This window comes from Nocardioides pini (genome assembly GCF_026712185.1).
Taxonomy (GTDB): domain Bacteria; phylum Actinomycetota; class Actinomycetes; order Propionibacteriales; family Nocardioidaceae; genus Nocardioides; species Nocardioides pini.
In genome coordinates this window covers 360,213-381,667 of record NZ_JAPPUX010000005.1, presented here as the reverse complement: position 1 = coordinate 381,667, position 21,455 = coordinate 360,213, and the positions used below count along the sequence as shown (strand labels likewise).

Annotated in this window: 21 protein-coding genes; 9 read left to right on the top strand and 12 right to left on the bottom strand. The window is 71.8% G+C overall.

Annotation, left to right across the window (positions count from 1 at the left end):
• Positions 1–9: 9 nt before the first annotated feature.
• Positions 10–744 carry a glutamine amidotransferase gene (locus NYO98_RS18730; protein WP_268113309.1) on the bottom strand — a complete coding sequence of 245 codons (735 nt, stop codon included), beginning with the start codon at positions 742–744 and terminating at the stop codon, positions 10–12.
• A 4-nt stretch (positions 745–748) separates the two neighbouring features.
• A complete protein-coding gene (locus NYO98_RS18725; protein WP_268113308.1) occupies positions 749–1,897 on the bottom strand; it encodes a CaiB/BaiF CoA transferase family protein in 1,149 nt (382 codons plus the stop codon).
• A 199-nt stretch (positions 1,898–2,096) separates the two neighbouring features.
• Here NYO98_RS18725 and NYO98_RS18720 point away from each other — a divergent pair, with 199 nt between their 5' ends.
• Both NYO98_RS18720 and NYO98_RS18715 read left to right on the top strand, forming a co-directional pair.
• Positions 2,097–2,633, top strand: a complete 537-nt coding sequence (locus NYO98_RS18720) for a PadR family transcriptional regulator (protein ID WP_268113307.1) — start codon at positions 2,097–2,099, stop codon at positions 2,631–2,633.
• 1 nt (position 2,634) lies between these two features.
• Positions 2,635–4,647 (top strand): NADPH-dependent 2,4-dienoyl-CoA reductase, encoded by a 2,013-nt coding sequence (locus tag NYO98_RS18715; protein WP_268113306.1) that lies wholly within the window; start codon positions 2,635–2,637, stop codon positions 4,645–4,647.
• Between the two features lie 9 nt (positions 4,648–4,656).
• Here the strand turns inward: NYO98_RS18715 and NYO98_RS18710 are convergent, their stop codons facing one another.
• Positions 4,657–5,103, bottom strand: coding sequence for a CBS domain-containing protein (locus tag NYO98_RS18710; protein ID WP_268113304.1), 447 nt, complete (start codon positions 5,101–5,103; stop codon positions 4,657–4,659).
• A gap of 195 nt (positions 5,104–5,298) precedes the next feature.
• Here NYO98_RS18710 and NYO98_RS18705 point away from each other — a divergent pair, with 195 nt between their 5' ends.
• The 3 genes from NYO98_RS18705 to NYO98_RS18695 all read left to right on the top strand — a co-directional run bounded on the left by NYO98_RS18705 (position 5,299) and on the right by NYO98_RS18695 (position 8,407).
• Complete coding sequence (locus tag NYO98_RS18705) at positions 5,299–6,996, top strand: long-chain-fatty-acid--CoA ligase (protein ID WP_268113303.1); 1,698 nt, start codon at positions 5,299–5,301, stop codon at positions 6,994–6,996.
• 37 nt (positions 6,997–7,033) lie between these two features.
• The gene (gene ddaH, locus NYO98_RS18700; protein ID WP_268113302.1) at positions 7,034–7,798 is read left to right on the top strand and encodes a dimethylargininase; all 765 of its coding nucleotides are present in this window, start codon (positions 7,034–7,036) and stop codon (positions 7,796–7,798) included.
• A gap of 87 nt (positions 7,799–7,885) precedes the next feature.
• Positions 7,886–8,407, top strand: a complete 522-nt coding sequence (locus NYO98_RS18695; protein ID WP_268113301.1) for a nucleotidyltransferase domain-containing protein — start codon at positions 7,886–7,888, stop codon at positions 8,405–8,407.
• 191 nt (positions 8,408–8,598) lie between these two features.
• Here the strand turns inward: NYO98_RS18695 and NYO98_RS18690 are convergent, their stop codons facing one another.
• The 5 genes from NYO98_RS18690 to NYO98_RS18670 form a co-directional block, all read right to left on the bottom strand.
• Positions 8,599–9,123: an SOUL family heme-binding protein gene (locus NYO98_RS18690; RefSeq protein ID WP_268113299.1), complete on the bottom strand. Its 525-nt coding sequence runs from the start codon at positions 9,121–9,123 to the stop codon at positions 8,599–8,601.
• 99 nt (positions 9,124–9,222) lie between these two features.
• Positions 9,223–10,485: an HNH endonuclease signature motif containing protein gene (locus tag NYO98_RS18685; RefSeq protein WP_268113297.1), complete on the bottom strand. Its 1,263-nt coding sequence runs from the start codon at positions 10,483–10,485 to the stop codon at positions 9,223–9,225.
• 169 nt (positions 10,486–10,654) lie between these two features.
• Positions 10,655–11,050 (bottom strand): hypothetical protein, encoded by a 396-nt coding sequence (locus tag NYO98_RS18680; RefSeq protein WP_268113296.1) that lies wholly within the window; start codon positions 11,048–11,050, stop codon positions 10,655–10,657.
• 257 nt (positions 11,051–11,307) lie between these two features.
• Positions 11,308–11,925: a hypothetical protein gene (locus NYO98_RS18675; protein ID WP_268113295.1), complete on the bottom strand. Its 618-nt coding sequence runs from the start codon at positions 11,923–11,925 to the stop codon at positions 11,308–11,310.
• Positions 11,926–12,346: 421 nt separating this feature from the next.
• A complete protein-coding gene (locus NYO98_RS18670) occupies positions 12,347–13,438 on the bottom strand; it encodes a hypothetical protein (protein ID WP_268113294.1) in 1,092 nt (363 codons plus the stop codon).
• Positions 13,439–13,827: 389 nt separating this feature from the next.
• On the opposite strand from NYO98_RS18670, the gene NYO98_RS18665 reads away from it, so the two are divergent.
• Both NYO98_RS18665 and NYO98_RS18660 read left to right on the top strand, forming a co-directional pair.
• Positions 13,828–14,322: a hypothetical protein gene (locus NYO98_RS18665; RefSeq protein WP_268113293.1), complete on the top strand. Its 495-nt coding sequence runs from the start codon at positions 13,828–13,830 to the stop codon at positions 14,320–14,322.
• A gap of 280 nt (positions 14,323–14,602) precedes the next feature.
• Positions 14,603–14,881, top strand: a complete 279-nt coding sequence (locus NYO98_RS18660) for a hypothetical protein (RefSeq protein WP_268113292.1) — start codon at positions 14,603–14,605, stop codon at positions 14,879–14,881.
• A gap of 113 nt (positions 14,882–14,994) precedes the next feature.
• Here NYO98_RS18660 and NYO98_RS18655 read toward each other — a convergent pair whose 3' ends face one another.
• The 3 genes from NYO98_RS18655 to NYO98_RS18645 form a co-directional block, all read right to left on the bottom strand.
• On the bottom strand, positions 14,995–15,705 hold the full coding sequence (locus NYO98_RS18655; RefSeq protein ID WP_268113291.1) for a DinB family protein: 711 nt from the start codon (positions 15,703–15,705) through the stop codon (positions 14,995–14,997).
• A gap of 510 nt (positions 15,706–16,215) precedes the next feature.
• Positions 16,216–16,785, bottom strand: a complete 570-nt coding sequence (locus NYO98_RS18650) for a hypothetical protein (RefSeq protein WP_268113290.1) — start codon at positions 16,783–16,785, stop codon at positions 16,216–16,218.
• Between the two features lie 60 nt (positions 16,786–16,845).
• Complete coding sequence (locus NYO98_RS18645; RefSeq protein WP_268113288.1) at positions 16,846–17,829, bottom strand: hypothetical protein; 984 nt, start codon at positions 17,827–17,829, stop codon at positions 16,846–16,848.
• Between the two features lie 193 nt (positions 17,830–18,022).
• Between NYO98_RS18645 and NYO98_RS18640 the strand changes: the two genes are divergently transcribed.
• Complete coding sequence (locus NYO98_RS18640) at positions 18,023–18,691, top strand: hemerythrin domain-containing protein (protein ID WP_268113287.1); 669 nt, start codon at positions 18,023–18,025, stop codon at positions 18,689–18,691.
• Here the strand turns inward: NYO98_RS18640 and NYO98_RS18635 are convergent.
• Positions 18,669–20,912 (bottom strand): ATP-binding protein, encoded by a 2,244-nt coding sequence (locus NYO98_RS18635; protein WP_268113286.1) that lies wholly within the window; start codon positions 20,910–20,912, stop codon positions 18,669–18,671. The two genes, NYO98_RS18640 and NYO98_RS18635, sit on opposite strands and share 23 nt — an antisense overlap.
• Before the next feature lie 103 nt (positions 20,913–21,015).
• Here NYO98_RS18635 and NYO98_RS18630 point away from each other — a divergent pair, with 103 nt between their 5' ends.
• On the top strand, positions 21,016–21,453 hold the full coding sequence (locus tag NYO98_RS18630) for a hypothetical protein (protein ID WP_268113285.1): 438 nt from the start codon (positions 21,016–21,018) through the stop codon (positions 21,451–21,453).
• Positions 21,454–21,455: the final 2 nt, after the last annotated feature.

Genomic DNA, 21,455 nt, shown 5'->3' with positions numbered 1-21,455 from the left:
TTGCACGTCTCACCCCCGCGCGTGCAGCTCGACGAACCGCGCCAGCAGCCGCACCGGCTCGGTGACCATCGCCTCGCGGGCGGCGGCCTTGAGGCCCTCCTGCTCGTGCGGCTGGTAGTAGCCGTGGGCGCTGTAGGCGTCGATGCGGTCGCAGATGGCCACAGCGTCGAGCTCCGGGTGGAACTGGGTGGCGTGGACGTTGCGGCCGATGCGGAACGCGTGGACGGGGCAGGTGTCCGTGGAGGCGAGCAGCACCGCGCCGTCGGGCAGCCGCGCAACCGCCTCCTTGTGACCGAGGTAGGCCGTGAACTCGGGCGGCAGCACGCCGAAGAGCGGGTCGTCGCGGCCCGCGTCGGTGAGCCGGACGGGCAGCGCGCCGATGGGCTCGCCGTAGGTCCGGTCGACGACTCCCCCGCGCAGCGTGCCGAGCACCCCGATGCCGTAGCAGGCGCCCAGGAAGGGGAAGTCCGCGGCGACCACCCGCACCGCCAGCTCCCGGAGCTCGGCCTCGGCCCGTCGCTGCGCCGGCGACTTCGCGTCTTCGGCATCCGACATGTTGTAGGGACCGCCGCCCAGGATGATCCCGGACCAGTCGTCGAGGTCGACCTGCCCGAGCGGGTCGGCCTCGAGGCGGTGGCGCACCAGCTCCTCGGGCCGCAGGCCGCAGCCGGCGAGCACGGCGTCGTACTCCTGCTGGGCGACGTCGTCCTCCGCTCGGGTGCCGAGGAACAGGAAGGGCTTCACGGCCTCACGCCTGCACCGCAGCCCCGCCGGCGACCAGTCCGTCGACGTCCTCGATGCCCCAGGCGGTGAGCGCCTCGCGGGTGTGCTGCCCCGGCCGCGCGGGTGCGCTGCGGATCGTCGACGCGGTCCGCGAGAAGCGCGGCGCCGGGGCCGGCTGGAGGGTCCCGTCGTGCTTGACGAAGGTGCCGCGGGCGGCGAGGTGCGGGTGGGCCGGCGCGTCGGCGAGGGGTACGACGGGCGCGACGCAGGCGTCCGTGCCGTCGAAGACCTCGGCCCACTCGGCCTGCGTCCGCTCCTTGAAGCGGCGGATCAGGGCCCCGCGGATCGTCGCGTGGTTGACGGGGTCGTCGCGGTCGGGCAGGTCGACGCCGATGCGCTCGACGAGCGCGGCCCAGAACTGCGGCTCGAGCGCGCCGACGCTCATGTGCCGGCCGTCGGCGGTCTCGTAGACGTCGTACCAGGGGGTGCCGCCGTCGAGCAGCCCCGAGCGACGGATGCCGGTGTCGAGGCCGAGCGCGGCGAAGGTGGACGCCATCGCGTTGAGGTGCGCCGTGCCGTCGACGATCGCGGCGTCGACGACCTGCCCGCGACCGCTCGCGCGCGCCTCGAGGAGCGCGGCGAGGATGCCGATGACGAGGTAGGTCGAGCCGCCGCCGAAGTCGCCGAGGAGGTTGCTCGGGAAGTGCGGCCGGTCGCGGTCCTGGCCGAGGCCGTGGAGGGCGCCGGTGATCGCGATGTAGTTCAGGTCGTGGCCGGCCGCCTGGCTCCACGGCCCGTCCTGTCCCCACCCGGTCATCCGCCCGATGACCAGCCGCTCGTTGCGGGCGTGGCAGGCGTCGGGCCCCAGGCCGAGCCGTTCCATCGCACCCGGGCGCATCCCCTCGACCAGCACGTCGGCCCGCTCGACGAGGTCGAGCACGGTGGCGATCGCCTCCGGCCGCTTGAGGTCCAGCGCGACGCTCGGCCGCCCGCGGTTGAGCACGTCCTCGGCCCCCATGCCGAACATCCCGCCGCCCGGCCGGTCGATGCGCAGCACGTCGGCGCCGAGGTCGGCCAGCAGCATGCACGCGTGCGGCCCGGGTCCGATCCCGGCCACCTCGACCACCCGCACGCCCCGCAGCGGCCCGCTCCCCTGCCCCAGCTCGTACGTCATGCGCCGATCATGACACCGGCGCTGTCAGGGTCGCGACGGTCAGTGCCCCTGTGGTGGAGTCCCCGCCCGAGCGGGGAGTCCGCCACTTCGAGGGGGTCACAACCCCCGCCAGGTGTCGGACTTCCCCTCCCAGTCACTGCTCCCGCGTGGTGACCGTCACGCTTGCAACTCGTTGCATAGGTCCGGCACCATGGTCGTCATGGCCCTCGAGCACGCCCTCCTCGTCGCGCTGAGCGAGCGCCCGGCGAGCGGGCTCGAGCTGACCCGACGGTTCGAGAAGTCCCTGGGCTTCTTCTGGCACGCCACCCACCAGCAGATCTACCGCGTGCTGGGGCGGATGGAGGCCGACGGCTGGGTGGACGTCGAGGTCGTCGAGCAGGACGGCCGGCCCGACAAGCGGGTCCACACGCCGTCCGCCGAGGGCCGTCGCGTGCTCGCCGAGTGGCTCGCCGCCCCGATGCCGATGGAGACCTTCCGCAGCGAGCTGGCCGTCAAGCTCCGCGGGGCGTCGTACGGCGACCGCGCCGCGCTGACCGCCCACCTCCTCGACGCCCGGGCCGACCACGCCGCCCGGCTGGCGCACTACGAACAGCTCGAGCGCGAGCAGTTCCCCGACCCCGACGGCCTCGACGGCGCCGGCCTCGACCAGTGGCTGGTGCTGCGCGGCGGCATCCGGCTCGAGCGGTTCTGGATCGACTGGATCACCGACTACCTGCACGCCCACGCGAAGGACTGAGATGACGCACCCCCGCTACCCCCACCTGCTCGAGCCGATCACCCTCGGCGCCGGTCCGGACGCGCTGACGCTGCGCAACCGCATCGTCATGGGCTCGATGCACACCGGGCTCGAGGACCACCCGTGGGACATCGACAAGCTCGCGGCGTTCTTCGAGGAGCGGGCGCGCGGCGGCGTCGGCCTGATCATCACCGGCGGCTACGCGCCGACCAAGCGCGGCTGGCTCAAGCCGTTCGCGTCCGAGATGACCAACCGCCTCCACGCCATGCGGCACGAGCGGGTGACCGGCGCGGTGCACGACGCCGGCGGCTCGATCGCCCTGCAGGTGCTGCACGCCGGGCGCTACGGCTACCACCCGCTGTCGCAGAGCGCGTCGGACAAGAAGTCGCCGATCACGCCCTTCAAGCCGAGCGCCATGTCGAGCAAGGACGTCGACCACACCGCGACCGCCTTCGCCAAGAGCGTCGCGCTCGCCCGCAAGGCCGGCTACGACGCGGTCGAGATCATGGGCTCCGAGGGCTACCTCATCAACCAGTTCCTCGCCGCGCGCACCAACGACCGCGACGACCAGTGGGGCGGCTCGCCCGCGCGTCGCATGCACTTCGCCGTCGAGGTCGTACGCCGGTCGCGGGAGCTGGTCGGCCCGGACTTCCCCATCGTCTACCGGATCTCCCTGCTCGACCTCGTCGAGGGCGGGCAGACCTGGGAGGAGACCGCCGAGCTGGCCCTGCACCTGCAGGCCGCCGGCGTCACCGTCTTCAACACCGGCATCGGCTGGCACGAGGCGCGGGTGCCGACGATCATCACGCAGGTCCCGCGCGGCGCCTGGCGCTCGCACACCGCGCGCCTCAAGCAGGTCGTCGACGTCCCGGTCTGCGCGTCGAACCGGATCAACACCCCGGAGCTCGCCGAGGAGATCCTGGCCGCCGGCGAGGCCGACCTCGTCTCGATGGCGCGACCGCTGCTCGCCGACCCCGCCTTCGTCGCCAAGGCGATGGACGAGCGCGCCGACGAGATCAACACCTGCATCGCCTGCAACCAGGCCTGCCTCGACCACGTCTTCAGCAACGAGCGCGCCTCGTGCCTGGTCAACCCGCGCGCCTGCCACGAGACCGAGCTCGTGCTCATGCCGACGCTCCGGAAGCAGACCGTCGCGGTGGTCGGCGCCGGCCCGGCGGGTCTCGCCGCCGCCACGTCCGCTGCCGAGCGCGGCTTCGCGGTGACGCTCTTCGAGAAGGCGCCCGAGCTCGGCGGCCAGTTCCGCCTCGCGATGGCGGTCCCCGGCAAGGAGGACTTCGCCGACACCCTGCGCTACTTCACCCGCCGGCTCGAGGTCCTCAGCGTCGACGTACGCCTCTCGACCGCCGCCACCGCCGCCGACCTCGCCGGCTTCGACCACGTGGTCGTCGCGACCGGCGTGGAGCCTCGCATCCCGGAGATCCCCGGCATCGACCACCCGAGCGTGGCGTCGTACGCCGACGTGCTGAGCGGTGCGGTCGTGCCGGGCAGGAGGGTCGCGGTGATCGGCGCCGGCGGCATCGGCGTCGACGTCAGTGTCTTCCTCACCCACGAGGAGGAGGACCTCGACGACTGGATGGCCCACTGGGGCGTCGGCGACCCCGCGCTCAGCCCCGGCGGCCTGACGGAGGCCAAGCCGCGGACGCCCGCGCGCGAGGTGACGCTCGTGCAGCGCAAGACCACGCCCATCGGCATCGGGCTCGGCAAGACGTCCGGCTGGGCCCATCGCGCGGTGCTGAAGCAGTCGCGGGTGACCCAGGTCAGCGGGGCGACGTACGACCGCATCGACGACGAGGGCCTGCACGTCACCGTCGACGGGGTCTCCCGGGTGATCGAGGCCGACACCATCGTGGTGTGCGCCGGCCAGGACTCCGTGCGCGACCTCTACGACGGCATCGGTCGCGACGCGCACCTCATCGGCGGTGCCGACGTGGCCGCCGAGCTCGACGCCAAGCGCGCGATCAAGCAGGGCACCGAGGTCGTCGCGGCGCTCTGAGCAGGCGTCTCACTCCTGGCGCACCACGACCCGCGTCCCGCTGGGGACCACGACCACGTCCTCCTCGTGGGCGGCGACGTCGACGAGCACCTCGAAGAGGTCGCGCATGGAGACGAAGCCCGCGACGTCCCCGTCGTCGATGACGGGCAGGTGCCGGACCTGCGCCTCCACCATCCGCCGGGCGGTGTCGAGGATCCGGTCGTCCGGGTGGGCGGTGACGAGGTCGGTGGCCATCACGTCGGCCGCCGTCACGTGGTCGGGGTTCGCGCCCTGCGCCAGGTGGTGCACGACGTCGCGCTCGGACACGACACCGACGAGCTGACCGCTCTCGACCACGCCGAGGGCGCCCACGCCGTCGGCCGCCAACGACTCCGCGACCTCGAGCAGGGAGGCCTCGCCGGGCACGGTCGCCACCGGCCACACCATGACCCGAACGACCACGTCGGTGGGGTGCATGCTGCGTCTGCTGCTGGTGATCACGGTGTCCTCCGCTCGTTCTGCTGATGAGCCGAGCCTGCTCCGACGTCCTCGCCTGCGGCAGGGGCGTTGGTCCCCCGTCGGGGGACCGAACTGCTCCTGCGGCCCGGGCGACACCGGGCCCGTCGCGAGCGATACGTTGGGAGGGTCGCGGGTCCCTGCCGCGAGGAGGACGTGAGGAAGACCGTGCCCGCTCAGCAGCCCCCGTGGGCAGACTCCTACGCGCCGGGCGTGCCCCTGCACCTCGACTACGGCGACACCACGGTGCTCGACCTGTGGGACGACGCAGCACGCCACCACCCCGACCGGCCCGCGGTGGACTTCCTGGGACGCGTCTCGACCTACGCCGAGGTCGACGAGGAGGTACGCCGCGTCGCGGGCGGCCTGCACGCCCTCGGCGTACGTCCCGGCGACAACGTCGCCCTCGTGATGCCCAACTGCCCGCAGAACGTCATCGCCTTCTTCGCGGTACTGCGGCTCGGCGCCACCGTCGTCGAGCACAACCCGCTCTACACGGCCTCCGAGCTGCGGCGACCGTTCGTCGACCACGGCGCCCGCGTCGCGATCGTGTGGGACAAGGTGGTGCCGGTCGTCGAGGCTCTCGTCGCCGACTCGGCGCTCGAGCACGTGGTCGCGGTCGACCTGACCACCCGCCTCCCCTGGACGAAGCGCCTCGCCTTGCGCCTGCCGATCCCGAAGGCGCGCGCCGCGCGCGAGCAGCTGACCTCGCCGGCACCCCGGGCGATGCAGTGGGACGAGCTCGCCGCAGCCGCGCCGCTGGACGAGTCGCACCCGCGTCCGGACCGCGACGACGTCGCGCTGCTGCTCTACACCTCCGGCACGACCGGCGTGCCGAAGGGCGTGCCGCTGCTGCACCGCAACCTCGTCGCCAACGTGATGCAGGGTCGCGCATGGGTGCCGGGGCTGAAGGAGGGTCAGGAGTCCTTCCTGGTGGCGCTGCCACTGTTCCACGCCTACGGCGTGACGGTGAGCGTGCTGCTCGGCGTGGCCCTGGCGGCCAAGCTCGTGCTGCTGCCCAAGCCCGAGATCGGCCTCATCATGGACGCCGTCGCACGGGAGGTGCCGAGCTTCGTGCCGGCCGTGCCGCCGCTCTACCAGCGCATCGTCGACGAGGCGGAGCGCCGCGGCGTCTCGATCAGGGGCATCCGCTACGCCCTCTCGGGGGCGATGCCCCTGCCCGCCCCGCTCGTCGAGCGCTGGGAGGCCGCCACGGCCGGGCTGCTCGTGGAGGGCTACGGACTCACCGAGACGTCACCGGTGATCGTCGGCAACCCGATGACCGGCGCGCGTCGGCCCGGTGCGATCGGGGTGCCCTTCCCGGACGTGCAGATCCGGGTCGCGGACCCGGACGACCTCGACCGCGAGGTCCCCCAGGGAGAGCGGGGCGAGCTGCTGGTCCGGGGTCCGCAGGTCTTCGCGGGCTACCGCGGACTGCCGCAGGAGACAGCGGCCGCGTTCCACGACGGGTGGTTCCGCACCGGGGACGTGGTGACCATGTCGCCCGATGGGTTCCTGACGATCGTGGACCGCATCAAGGAAGTCATCATCACCGGCGGGTTCAACGTCTACCCCTCCGAGGTGGAGGCCGTGCTCCGCACGCATGCCGGCGTGGTGGACGTGGCGGTCGTCGGCCTGCCGCACGAGGACGGCGGCGAGGAGGTCGTCGCGGCGGTCGTGCTCGTGGAGGGCGTGCCGGTGCAGCCCGACGAGCTGCGCGCGCACACGCGGCAGGGCCTCACGCCCTACAAGGTGCCGCGCCGGGTGGTGTTCGTCGACGACCTGCCGACCAACCCGATGGGCAAGGTCCTGCGTCGCGAGGTCGTGGCTCGGCTGCGGGATCCCCACGACTGATGACCGGGGTGGGACGCCGGGCTGGGAGGATCGGCAGGTGAACCGTCGCGCCCTCGTCCGCCGCCCCAGCCCCCGCCTCGCCGAGGGCCTGCTGACCCACATCGACCGCGTCCCGGTCGACCTCGCGCTCGCGGAGCGCCAGTGGGAGGCGTACGTCGCCGCGCTGCAGGCCGAGGGCTGGGAGACCATCGAGGTCCCGCCGGCCCCGGACTGCCCCGACTCGGTCTTCGTCGAGGACACCGTGGTGATGTACGACGACCTGGCCGTCCTCACGCGTCCCGGCGCCGACGAGCGCAAGCCCGAGGTCGCCGGCACCGAGCAGGTGCTGCGCGACCTCGGCTACCGCATCGCCCGCATCGAGGCACCCGGCACGCTCGACGGCGGCGACGTCCTCAAGCACGACGGCACCGTGTGGGTCGGCCTCGGCGGCCGCACCAACCGGGCCGGCATCGACCAGCTCGCCGCGCACCTCGCGCCCCTCGGTGCCTCCGTCGTGGCGGTCCCGCTGACGAAGGCGCTGCACCTCAAGTCGGCGGTCACCGCCCTGCCCGACGGCACCGTCGTGGGCTGGGACGAGGTCGTCGACGACCCCGCGGTGTGGTCGTCGTACCTGCCCGTCCCGGAGGAGCCCGGGTCGCACGTCGTGCTGCTCGACGACTCGACGGTGCTGATGTCGTCCGCCGCGCCCCGGACCCGCGCGCTCTACGAGGAGCGCGGGCTGCGGGTCGTCGCCGTCGACGTCACGGAGTACGAGAAGCTCGAGGGCTGCGTCACCTGCCTGTCCGTGCGCCTGCGCGGCTGAGCCGGTCCGGACCGCTGCGCGCACGGCTTGCCACCGGGCGTGCCGCCCGAGGACGCTGGGCGGAGGACCGACGAGACGGGGCACCCGATGGACGATCCGTCGCTGGAGCTGACGCCGCGCACCGCCGCGCTGGCGAGCGCAGCCGACGCGCTCGAGTCAGCGGGGCTCGACCACTGGTTCTTCGGCGGGTGGGCCGTCGACCTGTGGGTCGGCCGCCTGACCCGACCCCACGACGACATCGACGTCCTGGTCCGGCGCGTCGACGAGGCGAGGGTGCACGACGCGCTCACCGCGGCCGGCTGGGTCCACACGCCGCACGACGACGACCTCCTCGGGACCACCTACGCCGGGGACGGGGACGACCTCCAGCTCACGTTCGTCGAGACCGACGGCGCGGGCCGGGTCGTCGTACCGGTGCCGGGGCAGCCCGTCGTGCTGTCGGACGGCCCGCTCGCCCACGTCCGTCGACCGCTCGGGCACCTCGGGGTCCGCGTCGTGGCGTTGGAGATGCTCATCGAGGGCAAGGCCTCGGCCCGCCCGGACGACGAGGGCGGCGCGAAGGACCGAGCCGACCTCGCCGCGCTCCGCGAGGCACACGGCCGGGGCTGAGGGCACCGACGGGCCGGGTCCGGAGACCCGGCCGCCGGGCAACCCCTGCCGATGTGGTCGGACCACTGTTCACGGATCACGGTCGCCGCGCAGGTCGAGCCTGCGGAGCCCGTCCGCCCCAGGGGTGAGGCGAGGCCTCGAGGCTAGCCCGCCGGACGGGCGACGTGCACAGGCATTGCGCTGCACTCGGCTCAACCCGGATCCGCCACCGGTACGACGACCTCGTTGCGCCGCAGGAACCACGGCGTCCACGGTGGGTCGAACCGGGCGAACCGCGGCGGTCCCACGACCTCGAAACCCGCCTCCTCCAGGGCCGCGAGGAGGCGGCGGGCGTGCGCGTCGTACCGTTCGCGGGTCCACCGCCCCGAGAACCTCAACGCCGCGGCTGTCTGTGCCGGCACCTCCCGCAGCCGCACGTCCGGGTCCGTCGGGTCCGGAGCGCTGTCGAGGTCGAGGCCGGCGGGCATCACGAAGCCGACGATGAAGCGGCCTGCCGTGTCGCCCTCGGACTCCTGGACGACCGGAGCTGTCATCGCCACCTTGCGCGACTCGGTGTTGCGCCCGCCGATGTAGCCGACGAGCCGCCGGAAGGACGTGTTGCCGGCGCCCTCGAACGAGGCGGTCACCTGCGTCTCGGCGACCACGTGGTCGGGATAGCGCCGCAGCTGGAAGTCGGGGTAGTCCCGCACCACCTCATAGGGCTGCTGCTCGGTCATGACTCCACTGTCCCGCTGCGCAGGTGGCGCAGGAAGAGCCGGAAGGCCCCGGTCGCCGACGGCGATGGGGCGTACGTCGACGCGCCGCGCGTGTGACCCTCACGTCCGCCGGGTGAAGCGGACCTTGCCGTGCTTGTCGAGCATGTGCTGGAACGCCGGGTCGTGGATGCGCCGGTGGTGGGGCGGGCAGAGCAGCCGACCCTTCTCCACGCTGGTCCCACCTCCCTTGCCCCACGGCACCTCGTCGTGGTGGGCCTCGGTCATCGCAGGCGGTGCGTCGCAACCTGCGGCCGTGCAGCCTCCGTCGCGGATGCCCATCGCGATCCGTTGCACCTCGGTGTGGAAGCGCCGCTTGCGGCCAACGTCGAGCGGCACGCTCGGCCCACCGAGCACGACCGGGATGATGCCGGCGCGGCAGGCGATCCGTCTCGCCTCGCCGGCACTGATGCGGCTGCCGGTGTCGAGGGACGCGGCCTTCGCGCCACCGAGCAAGGTCTCGAGCTGCATGGTCACCACGACCGTCGCCGCCACTCCGCCTGCCCGAGGCGCGGACGCCGCCGGTCGGGTCTCGATGTAGTCCATGAACGCCCGGCCCATCCGGTGCCGGGTCAGTGTCGACGGCCGCTCCTCGCCCTCCCCAACGTCGACACGGCCGTTCCGGCACTCGCGTGCGACGCGAGCCTTGAGGTCCTTCGCCAGCATCGCCCCGTGGAGTGAGGGGATGGTGAAGCGACCGTGGCACGTGCCGTGACCGTCGTCGACCATGGAGAACGAGGCTCTCGCCACAGCATCGGCCTCCTCGGCCTCGAGGCGTCGCGCCTCGTCGGCATCCGCAGCCTCAGGATCTACCGCCTCCAGCACCCGGCGACCCAACGTGCGGAGGTCCTTGGCGTCGTGCTCGCGTGCCTTTTCCAGCAGGAACCGCGTCGCAGCAGCCGGCAGCCAGTCCTCGACCGCGTCGGGCAGGTCGTCCACCGCAGCGGCGATCACCCGCGCCTGGTCGGTGCGCAGGTCGCCCGACGCCAACGCGTGGGCGAGGTCGTCGTGGTCCTCCAGCGTCTTCGCCAGCCGTGCCGTCCTGTGCGCCTCGGCCCGGGTGGTGCGGGTCGCGTGCGACCACCAGTTGGTCGTCGACGTGGCCCCGGTGTCCATCCCGGCGCCCACCGCCTCCGCCTGCCGCAGGACGCGCATCAACAGCGCGTCGAGCTGGCCCCGGACCCGGGTCAGCGACAGCAACGCCTCTTCGGCCTCCTGGGTCGACATCGACCACAGCGGCCGCTCCGTCACCGCCGCGAGGTCGGCCTCCAGCCACCGCGCGAACGCCACCACCTCGTTGTCGTCGAAGTGTGCGATCGCTGTCATGCAGGCACTCTTCCAGCAGGCACCGACAGTCAGGTCGGCCTCGGAGACGGACTTGTGGAGAGGCCGTCGCTCCACCGGGAGGTCTTGTCGCGAGGTTGTTCGGCTCGCTTGGTGAGGGTGCTGCGCAGCGCCGCGTGGGCAGTACGACAGGGGCGGGAGCACTGACCCGTCAGCCGTGTCGCACGCGACCAGGAAGCGCAACCGCGCCAACGCGCGCAGCGTCGAGATTTCCATTCCGAGCGACGATGTTGGCCCCCCGCCCGACAGCCCAGTGAAATCGTGGACCGAAGCCCAACGTGGCGGCGCCATTCCATTCAGCCTGCTGCCCGGGACCTCTGAACGTGATGATGTTGACGCGCCGCCCCTTGAGCCAGCAGACGCCGGAACCGATGTTGAACTGGCCAGACCCGTGTCCAGTGAAGTTTCGACATTCGAGGTGCTCCGCGACAGTCATTGCGCTCATGCCGTAGTAGGGCTGGTGATGCGCTTGCGCCGTCGGCGCCACCGCGAGTGACGCGAAGACGGCGAAGGCAGCTGCAAGACCAGCTTTGAGTCCCAAGAACATGGGGGCACCGTAAGCGAACCGGCTACTCAGCGCTGCGTTAATCAATGACTCGCCACATCATGGGGCGTTCCTTCTCGAGCGTGAGTGCGTCACACCGCCGCGCACCGTCCGGGGCGCGACATTGCGCCGCGAGTCAGTGCGCCAGCCCCGCAGGCCCGGCCCGCCCGGTGGACCCGGAGACGTGCGACTTGCCCGCCGGGCGCACACGCGGCCGGAGGACCGCGCGACGCAGTGGTTCCAAGAATCCGGGACTGCGGTCAGTCCTTGCGGTCCGTCGGATCAAATCGTTGGGTTCCCATTCCGGCTGGAGGCCCTGGGCATGCGTCCACGTCCCCACCCGTTGCATCCGTGAATTCACTCAGCGCGTTTGTCCAGGCGCCCCACCGCCAACTGTCTCCTAGGTCGTCCACCGCAGAGATAGGGAACCTCATGGTCACCCTCCTGCCGTTGTCATGAATTCCTGATAGTGGAAGATCGTCTCGACTGTCGGGGGGCACCTTGTTGACGTAGTGCTCGGTTGCGCGCCCGTTCACCCACGTCCCAACCAACAGCGAAACGTCGTAGTCCCGGCTCTGAGCCAGCACGCCGACGCTCACGGTGTCGTTGCGTGGAAGGGGCGCAGCAAGCTCGGCGGTAACCAGCACGCTGTCGCTCATGCGGATGCTTGCCGATACGAGATCCATCGGACCGCCGTCGCCCCTCTTGTCCTTGCACTCGGACGTCGTCGCCGACACCACTTTCGAAGGTGTCGCGGCGGAGACTGGTGGGGCGGTCTCCGCGTGACCTGTTGGCTCCGCCTTTCGGTCCGGCTCGCCGCAACCCGTTATCAGGACCGCGACAACGGTCAGCATCGAGAAACCGCTGAAAGGCTTCATGGTCGGCACGCTAATGCTGTTCTGGGCGCCTCGGGAGACTGCGTCGGTGTGCTGTTGCGAGCTGGGGTGTGCCCACGCGAGGCTTGGCCCGCCGAGCTGCGAACCGGTCATTGCCAGCCACGATCGCGCCGTACGCCGAGGACCCACTCGCTGGTCTCGACTAGCCTGCTCGGGTCGGGTCGGGTCGGGCTCAGGTGTTCGGGGTCGGCGACCAGCGCGGTGATGGCGACGAACTGGGCGCGGAGCTCGACGGTTCGGCGCCCGACTGAACGCGTCATTCCGCCTGTCGGGGATGCTGTCGACATCCAGATCAGCCCATGAGCGTGGCGTCTCGGCATGATGACGGGGGCTGGCTTTTCGGCACGACCTCGACCATTCGCCTCCGCAGTAGCCCGGTTTGCATAAAGCGCTCGCGGCCGACCTACCCGGGTGTGACCGGCGTCCAGTGATATCCGTCGGAGGAGACGGAGATCGTTCGCACTCCGGTCCTGGCGATGATGACGCCGCCAGAAGTGTCGATCCCCCCGGACCAAAACGGACCGAGCAGGCTAGGGGCGCCGGCGAGGGGCTCGGGCACGCGGCTCCCCGGGGCGTAGCGCCAGATTTCGCCGGGCGGCCCGCAGATCGGTTTGGTGCACGGGATGTCGGAAACGAAGAGTCGGCCGAAGAGCAGAGCTCCATCGTCGGCGTACGCGATGCCGCCGAAGTAGGGTCGGTCCCAGGGCAGCGGGACTTGGTGGAATCGTTGCTCGTCATCGGTCTGCCACAACTCGTTCACGTACGACGGCAGGTCTTGCAACCACTGCGTCGACACCGTCGCCTGCAGGTGTCCGGGCCCCACGGCGACCCCCGCTTGGCCGTACCCGAATCCTGGGCCGCCGGTGGACCTGCCTCCCGGCAGGTCGGCTTCGGTAGTGGTCCATGTGCGTCCGCGGTCGCTACTGGTCTCGAAGCGCCACTGCTGACCGCGACGCTTGAAGCCCTGGACGCTCACGATCGCTCCGCGGCGACCCGCTACGTGCTGCCACACCTCACCGAACCGGGTGCCCTCGACCGGATAGATTTCCGCGGCATCGACATCGGCAGCCCACAACTGCCGTGTCTGGACGTCGCCGAGACCGTAAATGATGCTGCCAAAGCGGTCGAGGTCGAGGAGCACGTCCCCGCCTCTACGTGCTTGCGGCTCGAGGACTCGCAGAGGTTTCGTCTTTCCGTTCGCGTAGAAGACGAACGCCGGGTAGTTGATGAAGGGGTCCTGTTGCTGGGCCCTGACGGCCACCGCCCCACCGCCGAGTGGGCTGTATGACACCGAGTAAGCGAGAGCGTCGCTGATGTAGAGCCGAGTGGCGTGAGCCCAGTTGTCGTCGGTGGTAGCGATGACCGTGCCTTCGTTCCCCTCGCGTGGTTCGAGGAACATCGCCACGGCGTCGGTCCGGGAGGTGTACTCGATCTCGCGAAGCTCCAGGTCTGGGCCGACGCGGTCGAGGAACTGGACGCGGTCGAGGAACTCCACGAGCTTCTCTTGTCGCTTCGGCGAGATCGGTCCCTTTGTAGCCGGAGTCACCGGAGCAGCCGATGGACTCTCGTCGGCACTCTTGCTGTCCGTGCTCTCGGGGGCAGATCTCCCACTGGGCTGGCCCGGGGAGCGTGACTCACTGCGCTGGCGGGTTTCCTCGCTGCACCCGGCGAAAAGGGCGACGATCGCCACCAGTGCGACGTAAGAGCCAACTGCGCGCATGCCCCTCCGACAGGTACGCGGTGCTTGTCCACCTCACCTCAGAGTGCCCACAGACCCCCGGTCTCGCAAGCGTTCGACATCCAGCTCGACCACGCGACGTGCGTCTTATCGCCGCGAGTTGGGGGAGCGCCTCCAACGAAACCGGGCCGACGTAGCTTGTGGTGATGGCGGCTGGCGAGCCGGTGGCCTCAGGCCAATCGGGCGTCGCCACGCAGTCATCATGGTTCGGCGGCGCCATCTCCATGCCCAACGCGACCGCTCTCAGCCGCACCCTTGAAGGCCTCCGTGCGCAAAAACATCGGCGTTCGACCGACCTGGGTGATTCGTTGCTCTACCTTCACCCGGTGCGGGACTTACAAAAGGTCTGTCTGATCCTCAGCGGCGCCCTGGTGGCACTTGGGCTTGGTCTCGGGCTTTTCCGGTCCGTCTACGACATTCAAGGGGTCAAGTGCGGAACGGCCTTCGTGAAGGAACCGCCATCGGCGTACCAGTTCGCCGACCGGCCGGCCGGTCCGTGGCCGTCGTGCCAGTCGCCGCTGTCAGATGCTCGAGTGCTCCCGATCGTGTTGATCGGTCTGGGCATGGCTGGCTCCGGGGCGGCCTTCGTCATCCGCCAGTCCCGTATCGAAGACAGGGGCGCTGCCAGCGCGTCGATGTAGCGTCGCCGCCAGTGGCTTGGCTTGGGGACACGGCAGCGTGTCTTTCCGTCGGCACGCGGCGCGCAACGCCCACGCGTACTGCTGAGCCCACGCGAGGCGCGGATGTCGCAGGCTGCGCGACGCCGTCGCGGATGACCGTCCGGGATCTCGATCGTCGCGCCCTCTGGGGTTGCCGGGTGGCGGCGTGCCCAAGATCATGACGCCGCCTATTTGATCGATCCCGTTGCCGTCCGAGACTGGGGTCACCGTTAGGCCACATCGCGACTCCAAGGGGTTGTCCATGACCGACCAGACCCGACTTATCGACGAGCTCAACACCCTCTACGCCAGCTACGTGCAGTCCATCAACGATGCTGTCGCGGCCTACGACCTGGTCCTTGCCGCCGAACTCGCTGACTCCTACGACCGGGACGCGATCTTGCTGATGGCCGAGCGAGAGGGGCGCCAGGACCTGTTGTCCCACTTCGGTCTGACGCAGGATGGTGGCCGCATCAGCGTGCAGCGCGATACGCCGCTGCGTCGTCTCGTGACGAGTGTCGCTGCACTGCGCGCCACCTGAGCGACCGGCGCCGAGCCGCTCGACAGCGCTCCTACAGTTCGAGCGGTGCATCCATCTCGACGTGCCCGCGGGGCGGTTCCCGTGCTGACGCTCGGGCAACCGAGGGTGCGCAGTCACCCCTCCAGCAGGTCGAGGTCGCGCACGCAGAACCTGTGATGCTCCCACTCCTCGTTGAGGACCACGCGCAGACACTCGAGCACGGTCTTCCCCGCTGCGTACGGCGGCCAGCCCGGTCCGGCAGGCACCGGCGCGACCGACGACAGCTCGTCGGCCGTCACGCTCGCCAACCAACGCTCCAGCTCGTCGGCCTGCTCATTGCGGACCGTGAGCACCTGATCGAGGTCAGGTGCCGCCGCTCGATCCAAACCCTGCGCTTCCTGGTCAGGCACGAAGTCCGACGCCAACCCGATTGCGGTGAACGGCTGGGGTGATCCCAGGCAGCAGCGACGGAACCACGAGTCGTGCACGAAGACCAGGTGGCGCAGGGTCTCGACCGCCGACCACTCGCCGCCGACGCGCTGGTGCTCCAACCCCTGAGCCGTGCCGCGGAGGCGCGCGATCGTTCCTGCCCAGCTGGCCCGCAGCTGGCGCTCGGCTTCCCGCAGGTCAGCCGGGTCGCTCGATCGCATCAGCGGCCGCACCGGATGCCGCCGGTCCAGCTCGGCCTCGACGTACGACGTCACTTCGACACCGTTGACCACCAGGTTGCTGACCAACCCGTCGATGACGGCGTCCTGCATCACCACGCCGATCAGGCGGGCCCGAGTCATGTCGCACTCGCGGAACTCAGCGTCCGTCAGGTCTTGGTCCTCAAATCTCGCCATGCCGGACAGTCTGCATCGGCGTGCGGACATGCCCCCGGCCATGACCCAACGGGCCGTGGCGACCAGTGGACGATCCCTTTCTGGCAACAGTGCGGGCCTGCGTGAGTCTTTCCACCGCGAACGACACGACCCCTCGCGCCCAGGCATCGGTCATCTCCCGCAGGACCCGCCTCGTCTCCTCGAGCTACCGCATCCGCGAGGCCCCCGGTTGCACCTCCTGCTCCGCCAGCCCGCGGACGACCTCAGCATCTAACTGCGTCGGCGACCCTGCGGGCGCGCTCGGTGGGGGCGGAACCGCTTGGCGCGGCCGTCGGTGGGGTCGGGGCGCGGCGAAGCCGGCACGTCCGAGCTGGTCGACGAATCGACGGTGCTGATGTCGTCCGCCGCGCCGCGGACCCGTGCGCTCGACGAGGACGCAGGCTGCGGGTCGTCGCAGTCGACGTCACGGAGTACGAGAAGCAGAAGGGCTGCGTCCGCGCGCCTGCGCGGCTGAGCCCGGCACGAGGCCCGTCACAGCTCGTCGTCGTCGGCTCCCATCGCGAGGTCGGACCAGAACGGGACATGGGTCCGGTGGGGCGACTCGTGCCGGGGCGGCACATGGTGCTCACGGGCGACGTAGTCGAGAAGGTCGTCACCGAAGACGATGACGTCCGACCCGTAGACGGAGAAAACCGGGCTGGGCACGTAGGCGGCATCTGCGACGAGGTAGCGGTGGCCGTAGACGGGCACGAGCGACGGCAGCAGTGCCAGCCGACCTCGCGCCACACGCTCGGCCTGCGCGACCTCGACGGGGCGTGACCCCCAAGAATCGGGCCAGAAGTGACCTGCGCGCACGTGCCCCACGATCCCCTCCACGGGCCAGTCGAGCCGTCTGCGCAGGTCGGTGTCGTCGTCTCGTCTCCAGTCGGGCCAGCCGTCCCCGACGGGTAACGCCTCCTGCAGGAGGTCACGGTGCTCCGGGCCGAAGACGAAGCCGAGGCGGTGCTGCACCGCATCGATCTCGGCGTCCGTCAGACCGTCGTCCAGCTCGATCCTACGCTCGCGCAGGCGTTGGACGGCGATCATCACGACGGCGGACACTCGCCGATCCTCTCCGACGGTCGGGCCCCCGTCCGCGAAACCGCGGGACGCGCAGGCCGGTCAGGCAGCCGCGGGCACGGCGACCCGACGCCCGGCGCGACGCGGGAGCCAGCGCACGGCGCGGAAGGTCTCCTCGGACGACCCGTAGACGAGCAGCGCGAGGAACACCCCGTAGACGGGCAGGTGGCCGACCATCTCCGTCTGGCCGAAGAGCAGCAGCGTCGCGTTGAAGGGCACCATCGCGACCAGCACCGCCACCTGCGGGAACGCACCGGAGATCACCAGCAGCCCGAACAGCAGCTCGGTCGCGCCGGCGATGGCGACGAACGTCTCCGGCGAGACGTGGACGCCGACGAGCGCGAAGACGTCGAGGGCCGGGTAGTGCTCGAGGGTGTCGATCGCCATCGCCGGGTTGGTGAGCTTCTCGGAGAACGCGAGCACGATCAGTGCCACCCCGACGCCGAGCCGGAGCCAGAGCAGTGCCCAGCGCAGCTGCGCCTGCGGCGGGTGGGCAGTGCCGTACGCGTCCGGACCGGGAGGTACGACGACCAGGAAGGCCGCGACGGCAGCGAGGTTCGCGCACTCGCCGAGTGCCGTGACGCCGGCGACCAGCGCGAGCGCCGGGGCGAGGCCGAGCACGAGCGTGGCCGCCGAGCGGAGCTGCCAGCCGGTGACCAGCCAGATGCCCAGCGCGGCCTCGACGAGCAGCAGCGCGGTGCCGCCCGCGCCGGAGAGGTGGTCGTTGGACGGCGTGATGAACGCGCCCGTCGCCGCCAGCGCGAGCAGCGCGACGCCCAGGTGGATCCCCAGCAGGCGCGGCACCCAGGGCACCAGCCGGGCGAGCGGGCGCAGGACCGGCAGCTCCGGACGGTCGACGCGGAGCGCGACCACGCGCCATGCCACCGTCACCGCGACCACTGCGGCGGTCAGCACGAGCGGGAGCGGCGAGAGGAAGAACGACCAGTCCCCCGCCTGCTGGGACTCGACGAACCACCGCTCGTGGGCGGGCAGGGAGGGCACGAGCACGGCAAGGGGGAGGGTCATGGCTCAACCCTCGGCGGACGCGCCGGGTGCGCGTGAGCGGCGAAGGTCCGGAGCCGGACGGGACCTTCGGCACCTGTCGGCCACCCACGACCAGCGTCGCACTGTGGGGGAGGCGTGGGGTCGGTGTGGGTGTGCCCGGCCCGGGCGCGTGGCGAGGCTGGACACAGCCGACCAACCGATCACGGAGGACCCCATGACCGCCACCACCGATCCGACCACCGCTCGACCGCCGATCGAGGAGATGTACGTCGTCCACCGCGTGTTCCGCCGTGAGTTCGCGCTGCTGCCCAGGCTCGTGCGCGCCGTGCGCGAGGGCGACGCGGACCGGGCGTCCCTGGTGGGTGGCCACCTCAGGCTCGTCCTCGACGGCCTGCACATGCACCACACCGGCGAGGACGAGATCCTCTGGCCGCGCCTGAGCGAGCGCGCGGAGCCTTCCGCGGAGCTCGTCCGCACCATGCAGGCGCAGCACGACCTGGTCGACCAGCACCTGGACCGCCTCGGCCCGCTGCTCGAGCAGTGGATGCGAACCGGCGCGGTGCTCCGCGGCGAGCAGGTCGCCCGCGTCACCGACGAGCTCCGGGAGTCGCTGCTGGAGCACCTCGACCTCGAGGAGCGCGAGATCCTCCCCCTGGTCGCCCAGCACGTCACCGCCGCGGAGTGGGCCCTCCTGGGTGAGCACGGGCGCGGGTCGATGTCGTTCGGGCAGCTGCCGCTGCTCTTCGGCAGCCTGCTCGAGGACGCCGACCCGCACGAGCGGGCCATGATGCTGGACCCGCTGCCCGCCCCCGTCCGGCTGCTCATGCTCACGTGGGGAGCGCGCCGCTACACCCGCTACATCAGGCGCGTGCGCGGCGAGTGACCTCACGCGCCAGCTCGCCGACCTCGGCGATGGTCGCCGCGCGGCCCGCGTCCCACTCCCGCCGGAAGGCGGGCTCGCCCAGCCTGTTCCGGGCGTCGGCGAGGTCGCGCGCCGCCAGGTCCTGGCTCGCCTGGAAGGTCGTCGCGATGCCGTGCTGGGCGGCGTACGACGCCGAGGCGCCGAACAGCCGGGCCCCGGCGGCGACCTCGCCGACGCGGACGGCGACGCCGGCCAGCGCCGGGAGCGAGTAGGCCAGCGACCAGCTCAGCGACGCGTCGGCGGAGATCTCGGTGGCCTCGCCGAGGCGCAGCGCGGACGTCGCGTGGTCCTCCCGCAGCTCGGAGACGGTGGCCAGCACGTTGAGCACCACCGCGAGGGTGAACGGGTTGCCGAGCCGGCGCGCCATCGCCTCGGCCTCGAGCAGCCGGTGCTCGGCTCCGGGGAGGTCCCCGGAGAGCAGGGCGAGCTGGCCGTCGACGATGCCGAAGTGGGTGCGGACGTAGCCGTCGCCGCTCGACTCGAGCAGCCCGGCGTGGTCCCGGACGAGGGCGGCGGCCGCGTCGTGGTCACCGGCGAAGACCGCGCCGAAGCCGCCGAGCACGGCCGCCTCGAGCAGCAGGAGGTCGTCGCCCGCGAGACGGGCCAGGTCGCGAGCCGCCTCACTGGTGCGGCGCAGCTCGTCGGTGTCGCCGGCGAGGTGGCACAGCCCCGCGTGCGCCACCATCCAGCTCGCCCGACCCCGGTCGGACATCGGCAGGCCGCGCGCCCTTCCCAGCCAGGCCTGGCCGTCGCGCGCGTGCCCGCGCAGGGCCAGGTGGAGCCAGCCGTGCCTCAGCAGGTCGGCGGCGTCGTCGTTGCGGCCGAGCTCGACCAGGCTGTCGAGCCCGGCCGCCTGGTTGGCCAGCTCGGCGTCCAGGACGTCGAGCGCCGCGGCCTGCTCGTCGGCGCGCAGCTGCTGGCCCCGCACCAGCGCGGTCTCCCACGCGTGCGCGCCGAGACCCCGGCGCGCGGCGGCAGACCCGTCCTGCGGCCACCGGTGGACGGCGTACTGGCGGACGGGCTCCAGCAGGCGGTAGCGGGGCACGCCGTCCACGTCGTCGACGCGGGTCAGCAGCGAGTGCTCGAGGAGGGTGTGGACCCCGGACAGCGCCCCCTCCCCGCCGACCGCCTCGGCCGCGGCGGGGGTGAAGCTCGCGGGAACGACGGCGAGCGCGCCCAGCAGAGCCCGGGCGGCCGGCGGCAGCAGCTCGACGCTCCAGTCCAGCGTGGCCTCGATCGACCGCTGGCGCGGGGGCAGGTCTCGGGGGCCCTCTGTCACCAGTGAACCCAGTCGCTCGAGCAACGCGGCCGGCCCGAGCGACGAGGCGGCCGACGCGGAGAGCTCGATGGCGAGCGGCAGCCCCTCGGTCTCCTGGCACAGCGCGGCGACCGTCCCGGCCTGGTCGGGGGTCCCCAGGTCGGCCCCCGCGGCGTCCGCCCGCTCGAGGAACAGGCGTAGGGCGTCGTGCTGGTCCAGGGGTGCCACCCGGTACTCCCGCTCGGGGCGGACCCGCAGCGGGGCCCGGCTGGTGGCGAGGACGGACAGGTCGGGGCAGGACGTGACGAGCTCGGTGACCTGCGGCGCGCAGTCGAGGACCTGCTCGAGGTTGTCCAGGACGAGGAGCACGTGGCGGTGCTCCAGGTACGGCGCGAGGCTGGCGGCCGTCCCGGCGTACCCGCCCTCGGGCACGCCGAGGGCCGTGGCCACGGCGGGGAGCACGGCGTCCGGGTCGCGGAGGGCAGCCACGTCGACAAGGGTCACCCCGCCGGTGAACCGGTCGGCCACGCGCGCGGCCACCACCAGCGCCAGGGTGGTCTTGCCGACCCCGCCGGGGCCGGTGAGCGTGACGAGTCGGCGTACCCGCTCCGCCACCAGCCCGGCGACCGCGTCGACGTCCGCGTCGCGGCCGAGCACCGGGCCCTGCGGCGCGGGCAGCACCGCGACGGTCCTGCCGGTGGTGGCACGACCCGGCACCGAGCCGACGAGGCGGTCCCGCTCGGCGTCCTCCAACCCGAGCCCGTCGGCGAGCGAGCGGACCGTGTGGGGATAGGGACGTCGCCGGTCACCGCGCTCGAGGGCGCTGACGGCCTTGGCCGTGATCCCGGCCCGCTCGGCGAGCTCCTCCTGGGTCAGGGACCGGGCCGTCCGGAGCTCCCGGAGGACGTCGGCGAAGGAGCTCACGAGCGAACGCTAGCCGCGCTTCGTCCCGCGGTCACCCACTGTGGGAGTGGTGTGGGAGCGGATGTGGGTGGGCCGTCCCACCACCCGCGGCCAGGCTCGGGACATGACCTCCTCGACTGCCCCGCACCCCCTCCAGCCCACCCGCCCCGCTGGCCTCCGGCGCTCCATCCGCTACGGCGACGCCGTGTCGTGGACGCTCGTCGCTGCCTTCATCCTGTCGGTCGTGCACACGATCTACGCGTGGCGCACCGGACTGGAGGACCCGGACTTCACTGTCGACACGCCCCTGACCTGGCTGTTCTACGGCGTCGCCTTCGCGGTGGCGGCCCTCGCCCGCCGCACGTCGGTCCTCGCGCAGGGTGTCGTCCTGGCCTTCCTGGTCGTGGTGCTGGCGATCTCGGTCTTCTACTACCCCACGACCTTCACGGAGGAGAAGCAGACCACCTTCGGCTGGTTCGAGAACGACGTCTACGTCGGGCTGCTCGTCGTGGCGTCCTTCCTGTCCGTCGCCCGCGCCCTGCGGCGCCCCCTCGTCCCCTGACC